A 16,397-nucleotide genomic window follows, 5' to 3' on the forward strand; every position below is an offset into this window, starting at 1 on the left:
CCGGTGGGGGTCATTGTTCAGTCGGCCGTCTCCACCCGTTCCAGCAGGGCCACCGGCAGCCGCTCGAAAAGCTCGGCCACGCGCACGCGCCCCGTGAACCGGCGTTCCGGGGACAGCAGGTCGGACCAGCGGCCCGGCGGCAGGGACAGCTCGGTGTCGCCCCAGCCGCCCGCGCGGGACAGCCCCAGTGACAGCCGGGTGACGGCGGTGACGGCCTCGCCGGAGCGTGCGAACGCCACGCAGTGCGCCGCCGCCGCGCCCTCCGCCGTCAGCGGCTGGTACGTCGCCGTGGACCCGAAGGCGCCGGGCCGCCGGGCGCGCAGCTTCAGCGCCGCCGCCGTCACCGCGCCCTTGTCGCCCGGATCCTCGGGAGGGAACCGCACCGCCCGCCGGTTGTCCGGGTCCACCAGCGCCCGGTACTCGGCCTCTGTGCCCTGGTAGACGTCCGGCACGCCCGGCATCGTCAGGTGCACCAGCGCGGTGCCCAGGACGTTCGCCCGGATGTGGGGTTCCAGGGCGTCCCGGAGGGCGGCGATCCGCGCACCCGGCGCGCCGCACGGCCCCGCCGCGACGAACGACGCCACCGCCTCCTCGTAGGCCGCGTCCTGCTCCGTCCAGCTCGTGTGCAGCCCGGCCTCGCGCACGTGCTTCAGCAGCGCGCCCCGCACCCGCTCCTCGTCCGCCGGCCCCAGCCCGAACACCGTCTGCCAGGCCGCCCACGCCAGTTGCGCGTCCGGCGCGCCCGCGCCGTTGTGCGTCACCTCCGTCAGGACGTCCGCCCAGCGCTGCGGGCACTCGGTGAGCACCGCCAGCGCCGCCCGCACGTCGGCGCTGCGCTTGGTGTCGTGCGTGGACACCACCGTCCCCGTCGCCGGCCAGTCCCGCTGCAGGCGCGCGCAGTAGGCGTGGAAATCCGCCGCGGACACCGCGGGACGCCCCGGCTCGCCGCCCACCTCGGTCGCCGAAAGCAGCGGCACGTAGCGGTAGAACGCCGTGTCCTCCACGGACTTCGCGCGCAGCGCCGACGCGGTCTGCGCGAACCGGGCCCGGAACTCCACGTGGTCGGGCCCGTCGCCGTACCGCCCGAGCACCAGGCCGCGCACCACGTCCACCGCCCCCGCCTCCTCCGGCACCACGAAGGCGAGCCGCGCCTCGGTCGCGGCCTGCTCGGTGACGACCGAGGAGGCGTCGCCGGAGGCGTAGGGCCGGTAGACCTCCAGGCGGACCAGGAGTTCCTCCAGCGCGGTACGCAGCGCCCACGGCGCCCGGTCGCGCAGCACCGGGTCGGGCGACGTCGAGCACACCCGGCTCGCCACCCGCGTCAGCCGGTCGATCTCGGTGGCCAGCTCGTGCGTGAGCACCTTGTACGCCGCCCGCCGCACCGTCGCCGCCCAGTCCCCGCCGCGGTCCGGCTCCGGGGCCGCGAAGCGCCGGTACCCGTCGAGCAGCTCCACGGACCCGGCCGGATCGGTGAACAGGCCGTCCACGTGGCGCAGGGCGTCGTAGCCGGTGGTGCCCGCCACGGGCCAGGAGGCCGGCAGGTGCTCCCCGTCCGCCAGGATCTTCTCCACCACCGTCCAGCGGCCGCCGGTCGCCTCGTGCAGCCGCCGCAGATAGCCGTCGGGGTCGGCCAGTCCGTCGGGGTGGTCCACCCGCAGCCCGTCGATCACGCCCTCGTGCAGCAGCCGCAGGACCGTCGCGTGCGTGGCCTCGAACACCTCCGGGTCCTCCACCCGCACCCCGATCAGCTCCGAGATGCTGAAGAACCGCCGGTAGTTGAGCTCGGTGCGGGCCAGCCGCCACCACGCCGGCCGGTACCACTGGGCGTCCAGCAGCTGTGGCAGCGGCAGGTCCGCGGTGCCCTCCCGCAGCGGGAAGACGTGGTCGTAGTAGCGCAGGACGTCCCCGTCGACCCGCAGCTGCCCGATCTCCTCGCCGAGGGGACCGCCGAGCACCGGCAGCAGCACCTGGCCGCCCTGCGCCTCCCAGTCGATGTCGAACCATCGCGCGTACGGCGACTTCGGGCCCTCCCGCAGCACCTCCCACAGGGCGTGGTTGTGCCGCGGCGACATCGCCATGTGGTTCGGCACGATGTCCACCACCAGGCCGAGCCCGTGCTCCCGCGCGGTGCGCGCCAGCGCGCGCAGGCCCTCCTCGCCGCCCAGTTCCTCGCGCACGCGCGCGTGGTCGACGACGTCGTAGCCGTGCATCGAGCCCGGCACGGCCTCCAGCACGGGGGACAGGTGCAGGTGCGAGACGCCGAGCGAGGCCAGGTACGGCACGGCGGCCGCCGCGGCCTTGAAGGGGAAGCCGGGCTGCAACTGCAGCCGGTAGGTCGCCGTGGGCACCGTGAGGTCGGGTCGCTCAGATGTCATGGAAAGCTACGTACCCGCCCAGCCGCCCTTCGTGTCACCGTCTTGCTCCACCGGCGGCGGGACGGCCCGCACGCGCACGCGTGCGGGCCGTCCCGGCTGCCGTCCTGCCGCGGTCCCGCCGCAGTCCCGCTACACCGGCCGGTGCAGCACCGTCAGGCTCCGGTCGATCAGCGTCAGCCGGTCGCCGGCCTGCACCTTCTGCCCGGTGCCCGGCGGCACCCCGTCCGTGCGGGCGGTGTCGACCACCACCTGCCACTGCCGGCCGTGGTCGACCGGCACCACGAAGTCCAGCGCCTTCGGCGAGGCGTTGAACATCAGCAGGAAGGAGTCGTCGGTGATGCGCTCCCCGCGCGGGCCCGGCTCGGAGATCGCGTTGCCGTTGAGGAACACCGTCAGCGCGGACGCCTGCGCCGAGTCCCAGTCCCGCTGGGTCATCTCCCTGCCCTCGGGAGTGAACCAGGCGATGTCGGACAGGTCGTCGTGGGTGCCCTCCACGGGCCGTCCGTGGAAGAAGCGGCGCCTGCGCAGGACGGGATGGTCCTTGCGCAGCCGGACCATCGCCCGCGCGAAGTCCAGCAGCCCGGGGTCCGGCGACCCGCCGCCCGGCGACCCGTCACCGCCCCGCGACGCGCGCTCCCGAGTCCCGCGCTCCTGCGCCCCCCGGCCCTGCAGCCCGCCGCCGCGCGACCCGCCCTCCCGCGACCCGCCGCCCCGCGTCTCGCCGTCCGGCCACCGCAGCCAGGCGATCTCGTTGTCCTGGCAGTAGGCGTTGTTGTTGCCGCCCTGCGTCCGCGCGAACTCGTCGCCGTGGCTGATCATCGGCACGCCCTGGGACAGCATCAGCGTGGCGATGAAGTTGCGCATCTGCCGGCTCCGCAGCTCCAGGATCCCCGGATCGTCGGTGTCGCCCTCGGCCCCGCAGTTCCAGGACCGGTTGTGGCTCTCGCCGTCCCGGTTGTCCTCGCCGTTGGCCTCGTTGTGCTTGTCGTTGTACGCCACCAGGTCGTGCAGGGTGAAGCCGTCGTGGCAGGTCACGAAGTTGATCGAGGCCAGCGGACGGCGGCCGTCGGACTGGTAGAGGTCCGAGGACCCCGTCAGCCGGGAGGCGAACTCCGCCAGCGCCCGCGGCTCGCCCCGCCACAGGTCCCGCACCGTGTCGCGGTACTTGCCGTTCCACTCGGTCCACAGCGGTGGGAAGTTGCCCACCTGGTAGCCGCCCTCGCCGACGTCCCACGGCTCGGCGATCAGCTTCACCTGGGAGACCACGGGATCCTGCTGCACCAGGTCGAAGAACGACGACAGCCGGTCCACCTCGTGGAACTGCCGCGCGAGCGTGGCGGCGAGGTCGAAGCGGAAGCCGTCGACGTGCATCTCGGTGACCCAGTACCGCAGCGAGTCCATGATCAGTTGCAGGACGTGCGGGGACCGCATGAGCAGGGAGTTCCCGGTGCCCGTGGTGTCCATGTAGTAGCGGGGGTCGTCCGTCAGCCGGTAGTACTGCGGGTTGTCGATGCCCTTGAAGGACAGCGTCGGCCCCAGGTGGTTGCCCTCGGCGGTGTGGTTGTAGACCACGTCGAGGATCACCTCGATGCCGGCCTCGTGCAGCGCCCGCACCGCCGACTTGAACTCCAGGACCTGCTGGCCGCGGTCGCCCCAGGAGGCGTACGCGTTGTGCGGGGCGAAGAACCCGATCGTGTTGTAGCCCCAGTAGTTGTTCAGGCCCATGTCGACCAGCCGGTGGTCGTTGACGAACTGGTGGACCGGCATCAGCTCCAGCGCCGTCACCCCCAGCTTCACCAGGTGCTCGATGATCACCGGGTGCGCGAGCCCCGCGTACGTCCCGCGCAGCTCCTCGGGCAGCCCCGGGTGCTGCATGGTGAGGCCCTTGACGTGCGCCTCGTAGATCACCGTCTCGTGGTAGCCGCGCCTCGGCGGCCGGTCGTCGCCCCAGTCGAAGTACGGGTTGACCACGACCGACGTCATCGTGTGCGGCGCCGAGTCGAGGTCGTTGCGCTCGTCGGGCGCGTCGAAGTGGTAGCCGTACACCTCCTCACCCCAGCGGACCTTGCCGCTGATCGCACGCGCGTACGGGTCGAGCAGCAGCTTCGCGGAATTGCAGCGCAGCCCGCGCTCGGGGGCGTACGGACCGTGCACACGGAAGCCGTAGCGCTGCCCGGGCATGATCCCGGGCACGTACGCGTGCCGTACGAACGCGTCGCTCTCACGCAGTTCCACCGCCGTTTCCGAGCCGTCGTCGTGCAGCAGACACAGCTCTACTCGGTCCGCGGCCTCCGTGAAGACCGCGAAGTTGGTGCCGGCGCCGTCGTACGTGGCACCGAGCGGATACGCCTCGCCAGGCCAGACCTGCATGGATACGACTCTTTCAGGTGGAGCGCGCCCTCGGTGGCGCCTTCACTCCGAGTCTCCCGGAAAGTGAGGGAACCACCTATGACTTACGTCCCTCTTACCGGTCGACCAGTGCATACGCGTACGCCGACGAATACGTACGCCGTCATGCCGAACCAGTGGGGCGACAGATACTCCCGTGACCAGGGGGAGTAGGGGGAAGATAGTGCGCAGATCAGTGCACCGTCATCTGGGCAAGGTGGTGGCCGGTGCGGCCGTCGCGGTGGCGGGGACCGCCGCGATGGTCGCCGTCACCCTGCCGGGGACGGCGGGGGCGGACGAGAGCGGGGGAACCGGTGCGGGGAGCCGGGCGGCGCGGCAGGCGGGACAGCAGGCCGGTGACGGCGCGGTACGGCCCGGCGTCGTCGAGCGGGCGCCCGCCGAGGGGGACCGGGGCAGGGGCGTCGATCCGCTGACCGACGACGAGATGGCGCGGGCCGAGCGGCTCGCCGCCGGGCGGCAGCTGCTGCGCGACGCCGAGAACGTGGAGGGCGAGCGCGGCGCGCAGCGCCTGACCGTCGACCTCGCCGACCCCGAGAACGCGGACGACGCGGACGACGGCGCGGACGCGCCGCGCCGCGCCGACGTGACGTTCTACGACTACGGCAACGACACCCTCGTCACCAGGACCGTCGACCTCGACACCGGGAAGGTCGTGCACACCGGTGTCCAGCACGGCGTGCAGCCGCCGCTGAGCCGTGCCGAGAACGCCGAGGCGGCCCGGCTGCTGATCGCCGACCCGCTCGGCGCCGGCCTGCGGGCGGACTACAAAGACGCCACCGGCAAGAAGCTGACCTCCCCGGACCAGCTGCTGTTCAACGGCGCGGTGTACCGGGCGGTCCCCGGCGCCCAGCCCGCCGTGCTCGACCGGTGCGGCGAGCACCGCTGCGTGCGGCTGTTCCCGAAGGTCAAGAACGGCCCGTGGATCGACGCCCGCTCGATCGTGATCGACCTGAGCGCCCGCAAGGTCGCCGAGCTCGACCGCCGCTGAGCCGCGGCCCGTCCACTTTCCGATTCGCATCTCCTGCAGGGGAGTCACTTCTTCATGCGCACAGAGAGTTCGATCAGCGGCGTCCGGCCGCGGGGAACCGTCCGGCCGCGGGGAACCGGCCGTGTCCGCACGCGCGCTGCCGTGGGCCTGTCGGTGGCCGCGCTGGCCGCCGGCGCGACGACCGGCGCGGGGCCGGCGGCCGCCCAGCCGAGGACCGCCGCGGCCGCCCAGCCGAGAGCCGCCGCCGCTGCCGCGGCCGACTGCAGCGCCGCCTACCGGATCGAGCAGAAGCTCGCCGGCGGCACGACCTGGCGGATGTGCTGGCGCTACGACAGCAAGGCCGGCCTCGTCCTGAACAACGTCTCCTACCAGCCCAAGGGCGAGAGCGCCCCGATCAAGGTGCTCAACAGCGCCCGGCTGGCCCAGATCGACGTGCCCTACGACGACGGCAGCGTCGAGTACGACGACCTGACCGGCTTCGGCTTCGCCCAGGGGCTGGTCAACCTGGCGCCGGGCGAGTGCCCCGGCGGCACCATCAAGACCGTCAAGGTGCCGGACGCCTGGGACCCGCAGCACCCGAACGTCAACGGCTTGTGCACCACCACCCGTTCCCGCGGCCACGCCTACCGGATGCAGGGCGACAGCGCCAACAAGGTCTACCAGGCGCAGGGCACCGACCTGCTCGTCTACACGGTCAACCAGGTCGGCTGGTACGAGTACATGACCGAGTGGCGCTTCCAGGACGACGGCACGGTCGCCATGAACGTCGGCGCCACCGGCAGCCTCTCCTACGACGACTACGACGCCGGCGACGGCCGCGGCTGGCCCATCGGCAAGGGCGCCAAGGCCTACGCCACCAGCCACAGCCACAACGTGTTCTGGCGGCTCGACTTCGGCCTCGACGGCTCCTCCAAGACCAAGGTGGAGCAGTACGACTCGAAGGTCACCGCGCCCGCCCGCGGCCAGGAGGCCCCGACCAACAAGACCACCCGCACCAAGGTCACCAAGGAACTCGCGGGCGACGCCAAGACCTACCGCTGGTGGCGTGTGGTGAGCGCGACCGGCAAGAACAAGGACGGGCACGCGCGCTCGTACGAGATCGTGCCGGGAGCCACCACCCGGTACCCGGGGCGCGGCTTCACCAAGCATGACGTGTACTTCACCCAGTACAACAAGTGCGAGCAGTTCGCCAGCAACAACACCGGCGGCTGCCCGGCCGGTTCCGGCAAGTCCGTCGACACGTGGGTCAACGGTCAGACGCTCACTCACCCGATCGTGTGGATGAATGTGGGCTTCCATCACATAGCCCGGGACGAGGACCAGCAGCCCATGCCGATCCACTGGCAGGGGTTCGCCATCGCACCCAGGGACGTCACGGCTATGAATCCGCTCACGCCGGACGAGCTCGCGTGGCAGAACGGCCACTGGCGGCCGCGTAGTTGAGAACGACCCTGTCCATCCGGCTGCACCGCCGACCGCTCCCGGAGTAGGCTTCCTTGATCGTTGGGACGGGAAGTGCCCGGGGGAGCGGAAGGCGGTGCGCGGGTGGGCTCGGGAGGGCTGGAGCTGCCCCCTGGTGACGAGGGTCACGAGGGGAACTCCACGGACACCCCGCCCGGCACGGTGTCGCTGGCCCGGCCGATGGAGACGACGTCCATCGGGCCGGAGCTGGACTGGGACGCCGACGCCTGGCGTGAGGTACGGACACGCGCCCAACGGGCCGGCCGCGCGTACATCTGGCTGAACCTCGTCGAACAGCGGATGCGCGCGGTCGTCGCCGCGGTGCTGCGGCCGGTCTACGAACCGGTCCACGGCGACGACTGGGTCGTCGCCGCGGCCGGGCCGGCCGGCCAGGAATGGGTGCAGCGGGCGGTCGCCGTACGCGAGGTCAGCCGCCGCAAGGGCTACTTGCTCGACCCGGCCGACGACAACGTGCTGAGCTTCCTCACCCTGCCCCAGTTGCGCGAGCTGATGGTGCAGCACTGGCCGTGCTTCGAGCCGTACGTCGACGACCGCCGGGACGTCGAACTGGTCCTGGACGAGCTGGAGGTCACCCGCAACGTGGTCTCCCGTAACCGGGCCCTGTCGGAGGCCGTCCTCAACCAGGCCGAGCGGGCCTCGGCCAGGCTGCTGGAGACCCTGGGCACCAGCGGCGACGTGCCGTCCGCGTGCCGGCTGCCGGTGGACGCGGTGGAGGACCTGGTCGGCGACCGGTACGCGGACGTGGTCGCCGTGCACTCCGACCGGGTGCGGCTGATGCGCCAGTTCCCCGCCGAGGACATCTTCGGCGGCGCCCGCCGCATCGACGCCGTCGGCATCGGCCTCAACCTGCTCGTGCAGAACTTCTCCGGCCGCCGCCTGGTGCGGCTGGCAGACGCCGGCTGCCGGGTGCGGCTGCTGTTCCTCAACCCGGCCTCCAGCGCCGTCAAGCGCCGCGAGCGCGAACTCGGAATGAAACGGGGTGAGTTGAGCCGCGCGGTGGAGATGAACATCCTGCACATGCGGCGGGTGCGCTCCCGGCTGCGCGACCCGGGCGCCTTCGAGATCCAGGTGTACGACGAGACGCCGCGCTTCACGGCCTACCTCGTCGACGGGGACGGCCCGGACGGCGTCGCCGTCGTGCAGTCCTATCTGCGGCGCTCGCGCGGCATGGAGGCGCCGGTGCTGGTGCTGCGCAACGGCAGCCGGGTGGTCAAGCCGGACGATCGGGACGAAGGGATCGATTCGGGGCTTTTCCCCACCTATCGCGAGGAGTTCGAGCTGGCCTGGACGGACTCGCGGCCGGTGTCCTGAACCACCCCCGCACCCCGGGCGGAACGCCGCACGAGCGGAACGCGGTCCGCCGATTGTCAGTGGCCCGTGCGATGGTGGAGGCCACTGGGGGAGAGCACCACGAGAAGGGGGGCCGCCGATGGGCTGGCACCGGGAGCCGCTGGTCGGCTTCGACCTGGAGACCACGGGGACGGACATCGAGACCGACCGGATCGTCACCGCGGCGGTGGTGGACGTGGACCCGGACGGCCGGCTTCCGAAGCCCCGGACCTGGCTGCTGGACCCCGGGGTGTCGATCCCGCGGCAGGCTTCGGCCATCCACGGCATCTCCACCGAACAGGCCCGCGAGCACGGGATGAAGGCGGCTCCAGCGATCGAGGAGATCACCTCGGCCGTTGCCGAGGTGCTGAATTCGGGAACTCCGCTCGTCGTGATGAACGCGCGGTACGACCTCTCCCTCCTCGACCGCGAGTGCCGACGGCACGGGATAGCGCCTTTGGCCGACCGGTTGCACGGAAAGGCGTCACCGGTCATTGACCCCTTGGTCCTGGACAAGCATGTGGATCGGTACCGGAAGGGGCCGCGCAATCTCCAGGCCCTCTGCGCGCACTACGGGGTGCCGCTCGATGACGCGCACAACGCCGTCGCGGACGCGGTGGCCGCGGCACGTGCGGCGCGGTCGATGGGGGTCAAGCACTCGGGCATCGGGGCCTTGGCGCCGACGGACCTGCACGACCTGCAGGTTCGCGCGGCAGCCGAGCAGGCCGAGTCGCTGCAGAAATACCTTCGGCGTACCTCTGACCCGAAGGCGACCGTCCCTGCGGCCTGGCCTGTCATACCGTACGCGGGCTGACGGCCGGATCCGGTTGCCCGGCCGAGGATCGTCCGCCTGGTCAGTAGCTCTGGTCAGTGGCTCTGGTCAGTGGCTCTGGTGGGGCGCCTGCAAGGAGTCGACCCAACGGAGGAGGCGGGCGCCCTCGCGGGTCATGATGTCCGGGTCGCGCAGGGTGTTGGCCAGAAGTGACATGCCCTGGTAGGCGGAGACGAGGGTGACGGCGAGGTCGTCCGGGTCGGGCAGGCCCAGGACGCGGAACTGGTGCCCGGCCCAGTCCAGCAGCCGCCGCATCACGACGGCGGCCTCCATGTCGAGGGTGCCGTCGGCGCGTTTGCCGAGTTCGACGGCCAGGGTGCCGGTGGGGCAGCCGTAACGGGCTGCGGTGTCGCGCCGGCCGACCCAGGCTTCGATCAGGCCCTTGAGGCGGTCCCGCGGGTCGGGCAACCGGTCCAGCGAACCGGTGAGTTCGTCCAGATGTGCGCTGTGCTCGGACAATGCGGCCCGGACCAGCTCGTCCTTGGTCTTGAAGTAGTAGTAGACATTCCCGACGGGGACGTCGGCGGCGCGCGCGATGTCGGCGAGGGTGGTGCGTTCGACGCCCTGTTCGTGCAGGACCTGTGCCGCCGCGGCGGTGAGACGCCGGCGCTTGTCGGCTGCCCGCGTCCTGGGCTTCGCTGAGTTGGTCACCTAACCAACTGTAGATCCACCGTGCGGCGTGCTACGGTCATCGAGTAAGTCAGTCAACTAACTCACATGGAGGTCCCGTGATTGCAGTGACCGGCGCCACCGGGAACGTCGGCCGTGAACTGGTCCGCATCCTCGCCGAGGCGGGGGAGACGGTGACCGCCGTCTCGCGCGGCGAGGCGCGCGACCTCCCCGCCGACGTGCGACATGCGCGAGCCGACCTCGCCGACCCCGAAGCTCTGCGCCCGGCGCTCGACGGCGCCGACGCGCTGTTCCTGCTGGTGGCCGGCGACGACCCGCAGGGCGTCCTCGACGCCGCGAAGGCAGGCGGCGTCCGCCGGGTCGTCCTGGTCTCCTCTCTCGGCGTCGCCACCCGCCCGGACGCCTACCGCCATCCCGCCGCCTTCGAGGCCGCACTTCGCGGCTCCGGCCTCGACCGGACCGTGCTGCGCTGCAACGGGCTGAACTCCAACGCCTTCGCCTGGGCCGAGTCGATCCGCGCCGACCGGCTGGCCGCCGCCCCGTTCGGCGACGTCGGCCTGCCGATGGTCGACCCGGCGGACGTCGCCGAGGTCGCCGCCGCCGCGCTGCTGAAGCCCGGCCACGCCGGCGCCGTCTACGAGCTCACCGGCCCCGCCCCGACCACCCCGCGCGAGCGGGCCGCGGCGATCGGCGCCGCGCTCGGCGAACCGGTCCGCTTCGTCGAGCAGACCCGCCAGGAAGCCCGAGAACAGATGCTCGCGTTCATACCCGAGCCGGTGGTGGAAGGCACCCTCGCCATCCTCGGAGAGCCGCTGCCCGCCGAGCGCCGGGTGAGCCCCGACGTCGAGCGGGTCCTGGGCCGTGCACCGCGCCCCTTCGCCGACTGGGCCACCCGCAACGCCGCCGCCTTCCGCTGATCCGGCGGGGCGACGCGGTGATCCGGGCCACCCGCGCGGCCTCCCGTCAGGCCGGGGCGGGGCCCGCGATCGGCGCCACGCGGGGCCGGGCCACCCGGGCGTAGTCCGCGCCCGACATGCGCAGCGACCGGTCCAGGCGGGCGGCGTTGAAGTAGAGGTGCGGTCGCGCCACGACCTCGGGGTCGGCGACGAGTTCCAGCTCCGGGGCGAAGCTGAACGGCAGCACGCTGCCGGGCACCGCGCGGGCCAGCCGCTCGGCCGTCTCCGTGTCGCTGAACCCGGCGTACCGTGCCGCGAACAGCGTCCGTACGGCGTCCAGGTCCACGCGCCGGTCACCGGGGACGACCGCCAGCACGTGCCGGGTGGTGCGGCGGTCGACCTTGACCCGCAGCACGATGCACTTCGCGGCCTCGGACACCGAGTGCCCGCGCAGCGCGCTCACGGCGTCGGTGGCGCCTTCGGGCACGTGGTCGATGAGCTTGTAGTCGACGCTGGAGCCGTCGAGAAGGGAGATCAGACGCTGGTAGGTGTCGTGGTCCGGCATCGGGTGTCCTCGTCCTGGGTGCCGCGGATTTCGCTCGGGTCGTGGGTGTCGTGGGTTTCGGTGGCGTCGGGGGTGCCGATGCCGGTCTCGTCCGGGGGCGCGGTGCGGTGCGCGCGCTCCACGGACTGCCCCCAGTAGGTGCCGGCGACCATCATGGTGGCGCCGACGGCGGTGAGCGGGGTGAGGCGTTCACCGCCGAGGGCGATGCCCACCGCGACGGCCCAGACCGGCTCGGTGCCCAGCAGCAGGCTGGCCCGGCTGGCGGAGGTGCGCTGCACGGCCCAGGTCTGGGCGAGGAAGGCGAACACACTGCAGAACAGGGCGAGATACAGCAGCTGGGCCCAGACCGCCGGGCCGGCGCCGGTCAGGGCCGGCAGGCCGGACGCGGCGGCGGGCAGGAACAGCGCCGTGCCGACGAGGGTCTGCACCGTCGTCAGGTGCGCGGGCCGGATCGCCCGGCCGGCGGTGAGCCGGCCGACGAGCGCCACGTGCGCCGCCCGCACCAGCGCGGCACCGAGCATCAGCAGGTCACCGACGCGCGGCTGGTGGAAGCCGGTGCCGGACATCAACAGCGCGACCGCCAGCACGCACACGCCGGCCGCGGCGAAGAACGACGGCGGCAGCGGGCCACGCCGGCCGCCGCGGTCCAGGAGCGGAGTGAGCACGATGGTCAGGCTGATGATCAGGCCCGCGTTGGCGGCGGTGGTGTGGGCGACGCCGTACGTCTCCACGACGAGGACCGCGGCCTGGGTGAGCCCCAGCGGCACCCCGGCCCGCACCTCCTCCCGCGTCCACCGCCGCGACCCTCGTCGCCGGCCGGCGACGAGGGCGAGACAGGCGAGGGCGGAGAGGGCGTAGCGGGCGAACAGCACCAGCAGGACGGGCAGCGCGGACGTGGCCGTCTGGGCGGACAGGTAGCTGGAACCCCAGACGAGCGCGACAAGGAGGAGTACCGCATCGGTACGGCGGACGTCGGACACCCGCCCACCGTGCACCACGGCGACCATGAAGCCCAGAACCACTTGCTGAAAGGATCTTTTAGAAGCTCTACACCGACCTCCTACACTTGCCGCCATGGACGAACGGCAGCTGCGGATCCTGCGGGAGCTCGGCGAACTGGGCAGTGTCACGGCGGTCGCCGACGCGCTGCTGGTGACCCCGTCGGCGATCTCCCAGCAACTGCGGCTGCTGCAGCGGACGATTCCCGTGCCGCTCACCGAGCGCCAGGGACGGCGGCTGGTCCTCACCGACGCCGGGCAGGCGCTGGCGGGCGCCGCGGCCGAGGTGGAGACCGCGCTCGCGCGGGCCCGGCGCACCGTGGAGGAGTTCGTCGCCCGGCCGGACGGGGAGGTGTCGGTGGCGGCGTTCCACAGCGCCGGCGCCGCGTTCTTCCCGCCCCTGCTGCGTGCGCTCGCCGGGCCGGGCGGACCGGTGCCGCGGCTGGCCGACGAGGACGTCCCGCAGGAGGACTTCCCCCGCCTCACCCGGGACTACGACCTCGTCCTCGCCCACCGCCTGGAGCACGCCCCGCCGTGGCCCGGCACGGTGACCGCGACCACGCTGCTGCGCGAGCCGCTGGACGTCGCGATGCCCGCCGGGCACCCGCTGGCCGCGAAGCCCAGCGTCACCCCGCGCGACGTGGCCGACGAGCCGTGGATCACCGTGCACGACGGCTTTCCGGTCATGGCGACCGTCGAGGCCATCGGCGCCGCGGCCGGACGGCGGCTGCGGCTGGTCCACCGCATCAACGAGTTCGCGGTGGTCGCCGAGACGGTGGCGGCCGGCGGCGGCATCGCGCTGATGCCGCGCTGGACGACCCGTCCGCACCCCGCGCTGGTCCTCCGGCCGCTCGCCGGGGTGCGGGCGCGACGCCACATCGACGTGCTGCACCGGCCCGAACGCACGGCCCGCACGGCGGTCCGCACGGTCCTGGCGGAGCTGCGCCGCGCCGCCGACACCATCCAGGCACGAGACGCCGACGCCGGCACGCCCGCACCCTAGGCCCTGCCGTTCGGATCGTGCCGGCGTCGCGGACCCCGGCACGCCCTCCCCCAGAGGGGGTGCCCCCAGCATCTCGACGCGGGCCCGGCCGCAGATCCGCCTGCCGTTGCCTCCCTCGCCGCACGAGCGGCGCTTCCACTTCTGGCGGGGCAGGCGGGGAACAGGTCGTGTGGCGCACATCGGCCCAAGCCGCCGCCGATCGCGGGCTCACGGTGAACCGGTTCCCCGAAGTGCTCGTTCGAAGATGCGGAAGGGAGCCTTCAACGGCTCATCGGCCCGTTCGGCGGGTGCCGTCCCAGGAGCCGGACGTTCTGAACTCCAAGTCGGTTCTGTCTGCCCGACGGTGCACGTGGAACGATCCGCGCGTGTTTTAAGGAGCATCGGTGCTGTCCGATCGGTACGAGCGTCTGCCGCTGACGCCCGCTCAGACCGCTGTGTGGTTCGACCAGCAGCTCAATCCGCACAGCCCGGCTCAGAACATCGGGTTCTACTTCGACGTCCGGGGCCCGCTGGACACCAATCTCCTCGACCGGGCCGTACTGCTGGTGTCCGAGGAGACCGAGGCCCTGCGCCTCAGGACCGAGGAGCGCGACGGCCGGTTGTACCAGTGGGCCGGGCCGGTCCGCACTCCGGTCCAGGTGTTCTCCGACTGCTCGGGTACCGACGGCGCCGAGGAGTTCGCACGCGCTTGGATCGACCGGGACATGGCCTGCCCGCGCGAGCCGGGAGGCGACGACGCCACGACCTTCGCTGTCCTGCGTCTCGCGCCCGAGCACCACTGGTGGTACATGCGCAGCCACCACTTCGCCGTCGACGGTTTCAGCGCCGCCCTCCTCACCCGCCGGATCGCCGCCCTCTACTCGGCCCTCCTCGACGGCTCGCCGCTCCCGCCGCCCGGGCACGGCTCGCTTCGGGACCTGGTGGCGGAGGAGGACGCCTACCGCACGTCTGCGCAGTACGCCGTGGACGCCGCGTACTGGACGACACATCTGGCCGGCCTGTCCGAACCCGCCGCCCTCGGCCGCGGGGCCGTGCCCGCCGGCCCTGCGGCGCTGCGTCGCACCTTTCTGCTCGACGACGATGCCCGGAGGGACCTGCGGGCGGTGGGCCGACGGGTCGGAGTCGGCTGGAACCGGGTCTTCGTCGCGGCCGTCGCCGCGTACGTCCACCGGGTGACAGGTGCCGAGGACCTGGTGCTGGGGCTGCCCGTCACCGCCCGGCAGAGCGAGCCGGCGCTGACGGTTCCCGCGATGGTGTCCAACACCCTTCCGCTGCGCCTGTCCATCGGTGACGACACGTCGTTCGACGCCCTGACCGGGCACGTGGGCACCAGGATGAAGGAGGCGTTGCGCCACCAGCGTCACCGTGAGGAGGACATCGCCAGGCACCTGGGCATCACCGGGCCGCACCGCCGGCTGTACGGTCCGGTGGTCAACCTCATGCCCTTCCACCTGGGGCTGCGTCTGGGCAGGGCGCACGGCACGCTCCACAACCTCTCCAACGGCCCTGTCAGCGACGTCTCCTTCACCTGCTACGGCGGCCATCCCCGGCATCCGGGCCCGCTGCGCGTCGACGTCGACGCCAACCCCGGCAGCTGGTCCCAGGGCGAACTCGCCGCGCTGGAGGAGCGCTTCACCTCCTTCCTGCGCCGGCTCGCCGGCCCGGCGACCGGACCCGTCGTGGGACGGGCCGACATCCTGACGCCGGCCGAGCGGCACCGCGTCCTGGTGGAGTGGAACGACACCGGCACCACCGACTCACACACCACCCTGCCGGCGCTCTTCACCGCCCAGGCGCTGCGCACCCCGGACGCCGAAGCCGTCGTCTGCGGCGGTGAGCGGCTGACCTACGCCGAACTGGCCGCCCGCGTCGACGGTCTCGCACGGCAGCTGCGTGCCCGCGGCGTCGGTCCGGACGACAGGGTGGCCGTTCTGCTGCCCCGGTCCGTGGAACTGATCGTCGCCCTGCTGGCGGTGGTCCGGGCGGGCGGTGCGTTCGTGCCCCTGGACTGGGAACTGCCCGCCTCGCGGGTGCGGACGCTCATCGAGGACACGGCACCGGTCTGCGTGGTGACCGCGGCGGGCAGTCCCGCCGACATGGGCCCCGCCGGTCCGCCGCTGGTGACCGAGGAAGCGGGCGCGGCCGGCGCGGAACTTGTGGACTTCCCGGCGATCGCACCGGGCAACCTCGCCTACGTCATCCACACCTCCGGCTCCACCGGCCGCCCCAAAGGGGTCGCCGTCCCGCACAGCGCGGTGGTCGGCCGGCTGCACGGCAAGCAGCGCGACTACCGGCTGACGGCGGACGACCGCGTCCTGCACAAGTCGTCGGCCGGCTTCGACGTGTCGGTGTGGGAGGTGTTCTGGCCGCTCGTCAGCGGTGCGACCGTCGTGGTGGCCCAGCCCGGCGGGCACCGCGACCCCGCCTACCTCGCCGACCTCGTACGGACGGAGCGGGTGACGACCGCGGATTTCCCGCCGACGCTGCTGCGCGCTTTCCTCGACGAACCCGCCGCGGCCGCCTGCACCGGCCTGCGCCGGGTGATGACCGGCAGCGAGACGGTCCCGGCCGAGTTGGTCAACCGCTTCCGCAGCGTGTTCGACGTGCCCTTGCACAACGAGTACGGACCGACCGAAGTGACCATCGAGGCCACCCGCTGGCCTTGCGGGCAGACCGCGGAAGGACTCGTTCCCATCGGGCGTCCGGTGGCCGGTACCCGTGCCTACGTGCTGGACGGGCGTTTGCGTCCGGTGCCGCCGGGCGTGGTGGGCGAGCTGTACCTGGCGGGAGCGCAGCTGGCCCGCGGGTATCTGGGGCGGCCGGGGCTGACGGCGGAGCGCTTTGTTGCCGATCCCTTCGGTCCGCGGGGAAGCCGTATGTACCGTACCGG

12 protein-coding genes are annotated in these 16,397 nt (G+C 72.6%); 7 read left to right on the forward strand and 5 right to left on the reverse strand.

What is annotated here, in order from left to right:
* Positions 1–17: 17 nt before the first annotated feature.
* Together treY and glgX are read right to left on the reverse strand one after the other, a co-directional pair.
* Entirely contained in the window at positions 18–2,375 is a 2,358-nt protein-coding gene (gene treY, locus ACZ5GT_RS15305; protein ID WP_469022021.1) for a malto-oligosyltrehalose synthase, read from the reverse strand.
* Between the two features lie 129 nt (positions 2,376–2,504).
* Positions 2,505–4,745 (reverse strand): glycogen debranching protein GlgX, encoded by a 2,241-nt coding sequence (gene glgX, locus ACZ5GT_RS15310; protein ID WP_469022026.1) that lies wholly within the window; start codon positions 4,743–4,745, stop codon positions 2,505–2,507.
* Between the two features lie 202 nt (positions 4,746–4,947).
* On the opposite strand from glgX, the gene ACZ5GT_RS15315 reads away from it, so the two are divergent.
* From ACZ5GT_RS15315 to ACZ5GT_RS15330, 4 genes are all read left to right on the forward strand, one after another.
* Positions 4,948–5,772 carry a Tat pathway signal sequence domain protein gene (locus tag ACZ5GT_RS15315; protein ID WP_469022029.1) on the forward strand — a complete coding sequence of 275 codons (825 nt, stop codon included), beginning with the start codon at positions 4,948–4,950 and terminating at the stop codon, positions 5,770–5,772.
* Between the two features lie 54 nt (positions 5,773–5,826).
* A complete protein-coding gene (locus ACZ5GT_RS15320; protein ID WP_469022032.1) occupies positions 5,827–7,215 on the forward strand; it encodes a copper amine oxidase in 1,389 nt (462 codons plus the stop codon).
* Between the two features lie 102 nt (positions 7,216–7,317).
* The gene (locus tag ACZ5GT_RS15325) at positions 7,318–8,565 is read left to right on the forward strand and encodes an SAV2148 family HEPN domain-containing protein (protein ID WP_469022037.1); all 1,248 of its coding nucleotides are present in this window, start codon (positions 7,318–7,320) and stop codon (positions 8,563–8,565) included.
* Between the two features lie 118 nt (positions 8,566–8,683).
* Positions 8,684–9,397 (forward strand): exonuclease domain-containing protein, encoded by a 714-nt coding sequence (locus ACZ5GT_RS15330; RefSeq protein ID WP_469022040.1) that lies wholly within the window; start codon positions 8,684–8,686, stop codon positions 9,395–9,397.
* A 66-nt stretch (positions 9,398–9,463) separates the two neighbouring features.
* Here ACZ5GT_RS15330 and ACZ5GT_RS15335 read toward each other — a convergent pair whose 3' ends face one another.
* Positions 9,464–10,066, reverse strand: a complete 603-nt coding sequence (locus tag ACZ5GT_RS15335) for a TetR/AcrR family transcriptional regulator (protein ID WP_469022043.1) — start codon at positions 10,064–10,066, stop codon at positions 9,464–9,466.
* A gap of 77 nt (positions 10,067–10,143) precedes the next feature.
* On the opposite strand from ACZ5GT_RS15335, the gene ACZ5GT_RS15340 reads away from it, so the two are divergent.
* On the forward strand, positions 10,144–10,962 hold the full coding sequence (locus ACZ5GT_RS15340; RefSeq protein ID WP_469022048.1) for an NAD(P)H-binding protein: 819 nt from the start codon (positions 10,144–10,146) through the stop codon (positions 10,960–10,962).
* 46 nt (positions 10,963–11,008) lie between these two features.
* Here the strand turns inward: ACZ5GT_RS15340 and ACZ5GT_RS15345 are convergent, their stop codons facing one another.
* Together ACZ5GT_RS15345 and ACZ5GT_RS15350 are read right to left on the reverse strand one after the other, a co-directional pair.
* A complete protein-coding gene (locus ACZ5GT_RS15345; protein WP_469022051.1) occupies positions 11,009–11,506 on the reverse strand; it encodes a YbaK/EbsC family protein in 498 nt (165 codons plus the stop codon).
* Positions 11,476–12,486 (reverse strand): DMT family transporter, encoded by a 1,011-nt coding sequence (locus ACZ5GT_RS15350; protein ID WP_469022076.1) that lies wholly within the window; start codon positions 12,484–12,486, stop codon positions 11,476–11,478. The genes ACZ5GT_RS15345 and ACZ5GT_RS15350 overlap by 31 nt, the downstream gene beginning before the upstream one ends.
* Positions 12,487–12,580: 94 nt before the next feature.
* Here ACZ5GT_RS15350 and ACZ5GT_RS15355 point away from each other — a divergent pair, with 94 nt between their 5' ends.
* Complete coding sequence (locus ACZ5GT_RS15355; RefSeq protein WP_469022056.1) at positions 12,581–13,507, forward strand: LysR family transcriptional regulator; 927 nt, start codon at positions 12,581–12,583, stop codon at positions 13,505–13,507.
* A gap of 383 nt (positions 13,508–13,890) precedes the next feature.
* A partial coding sequence (locus ACZ5GT_RS15360; protein WP_469022059.1) for an amino acid adenylation domain-containing protein occupies positions 13,891–16,397 on the forward strand: 2,507 nt, incomplete at its 3' end.

The organism is Streptomyces sp. NPDC031340, from assembly GCF_055569945.1.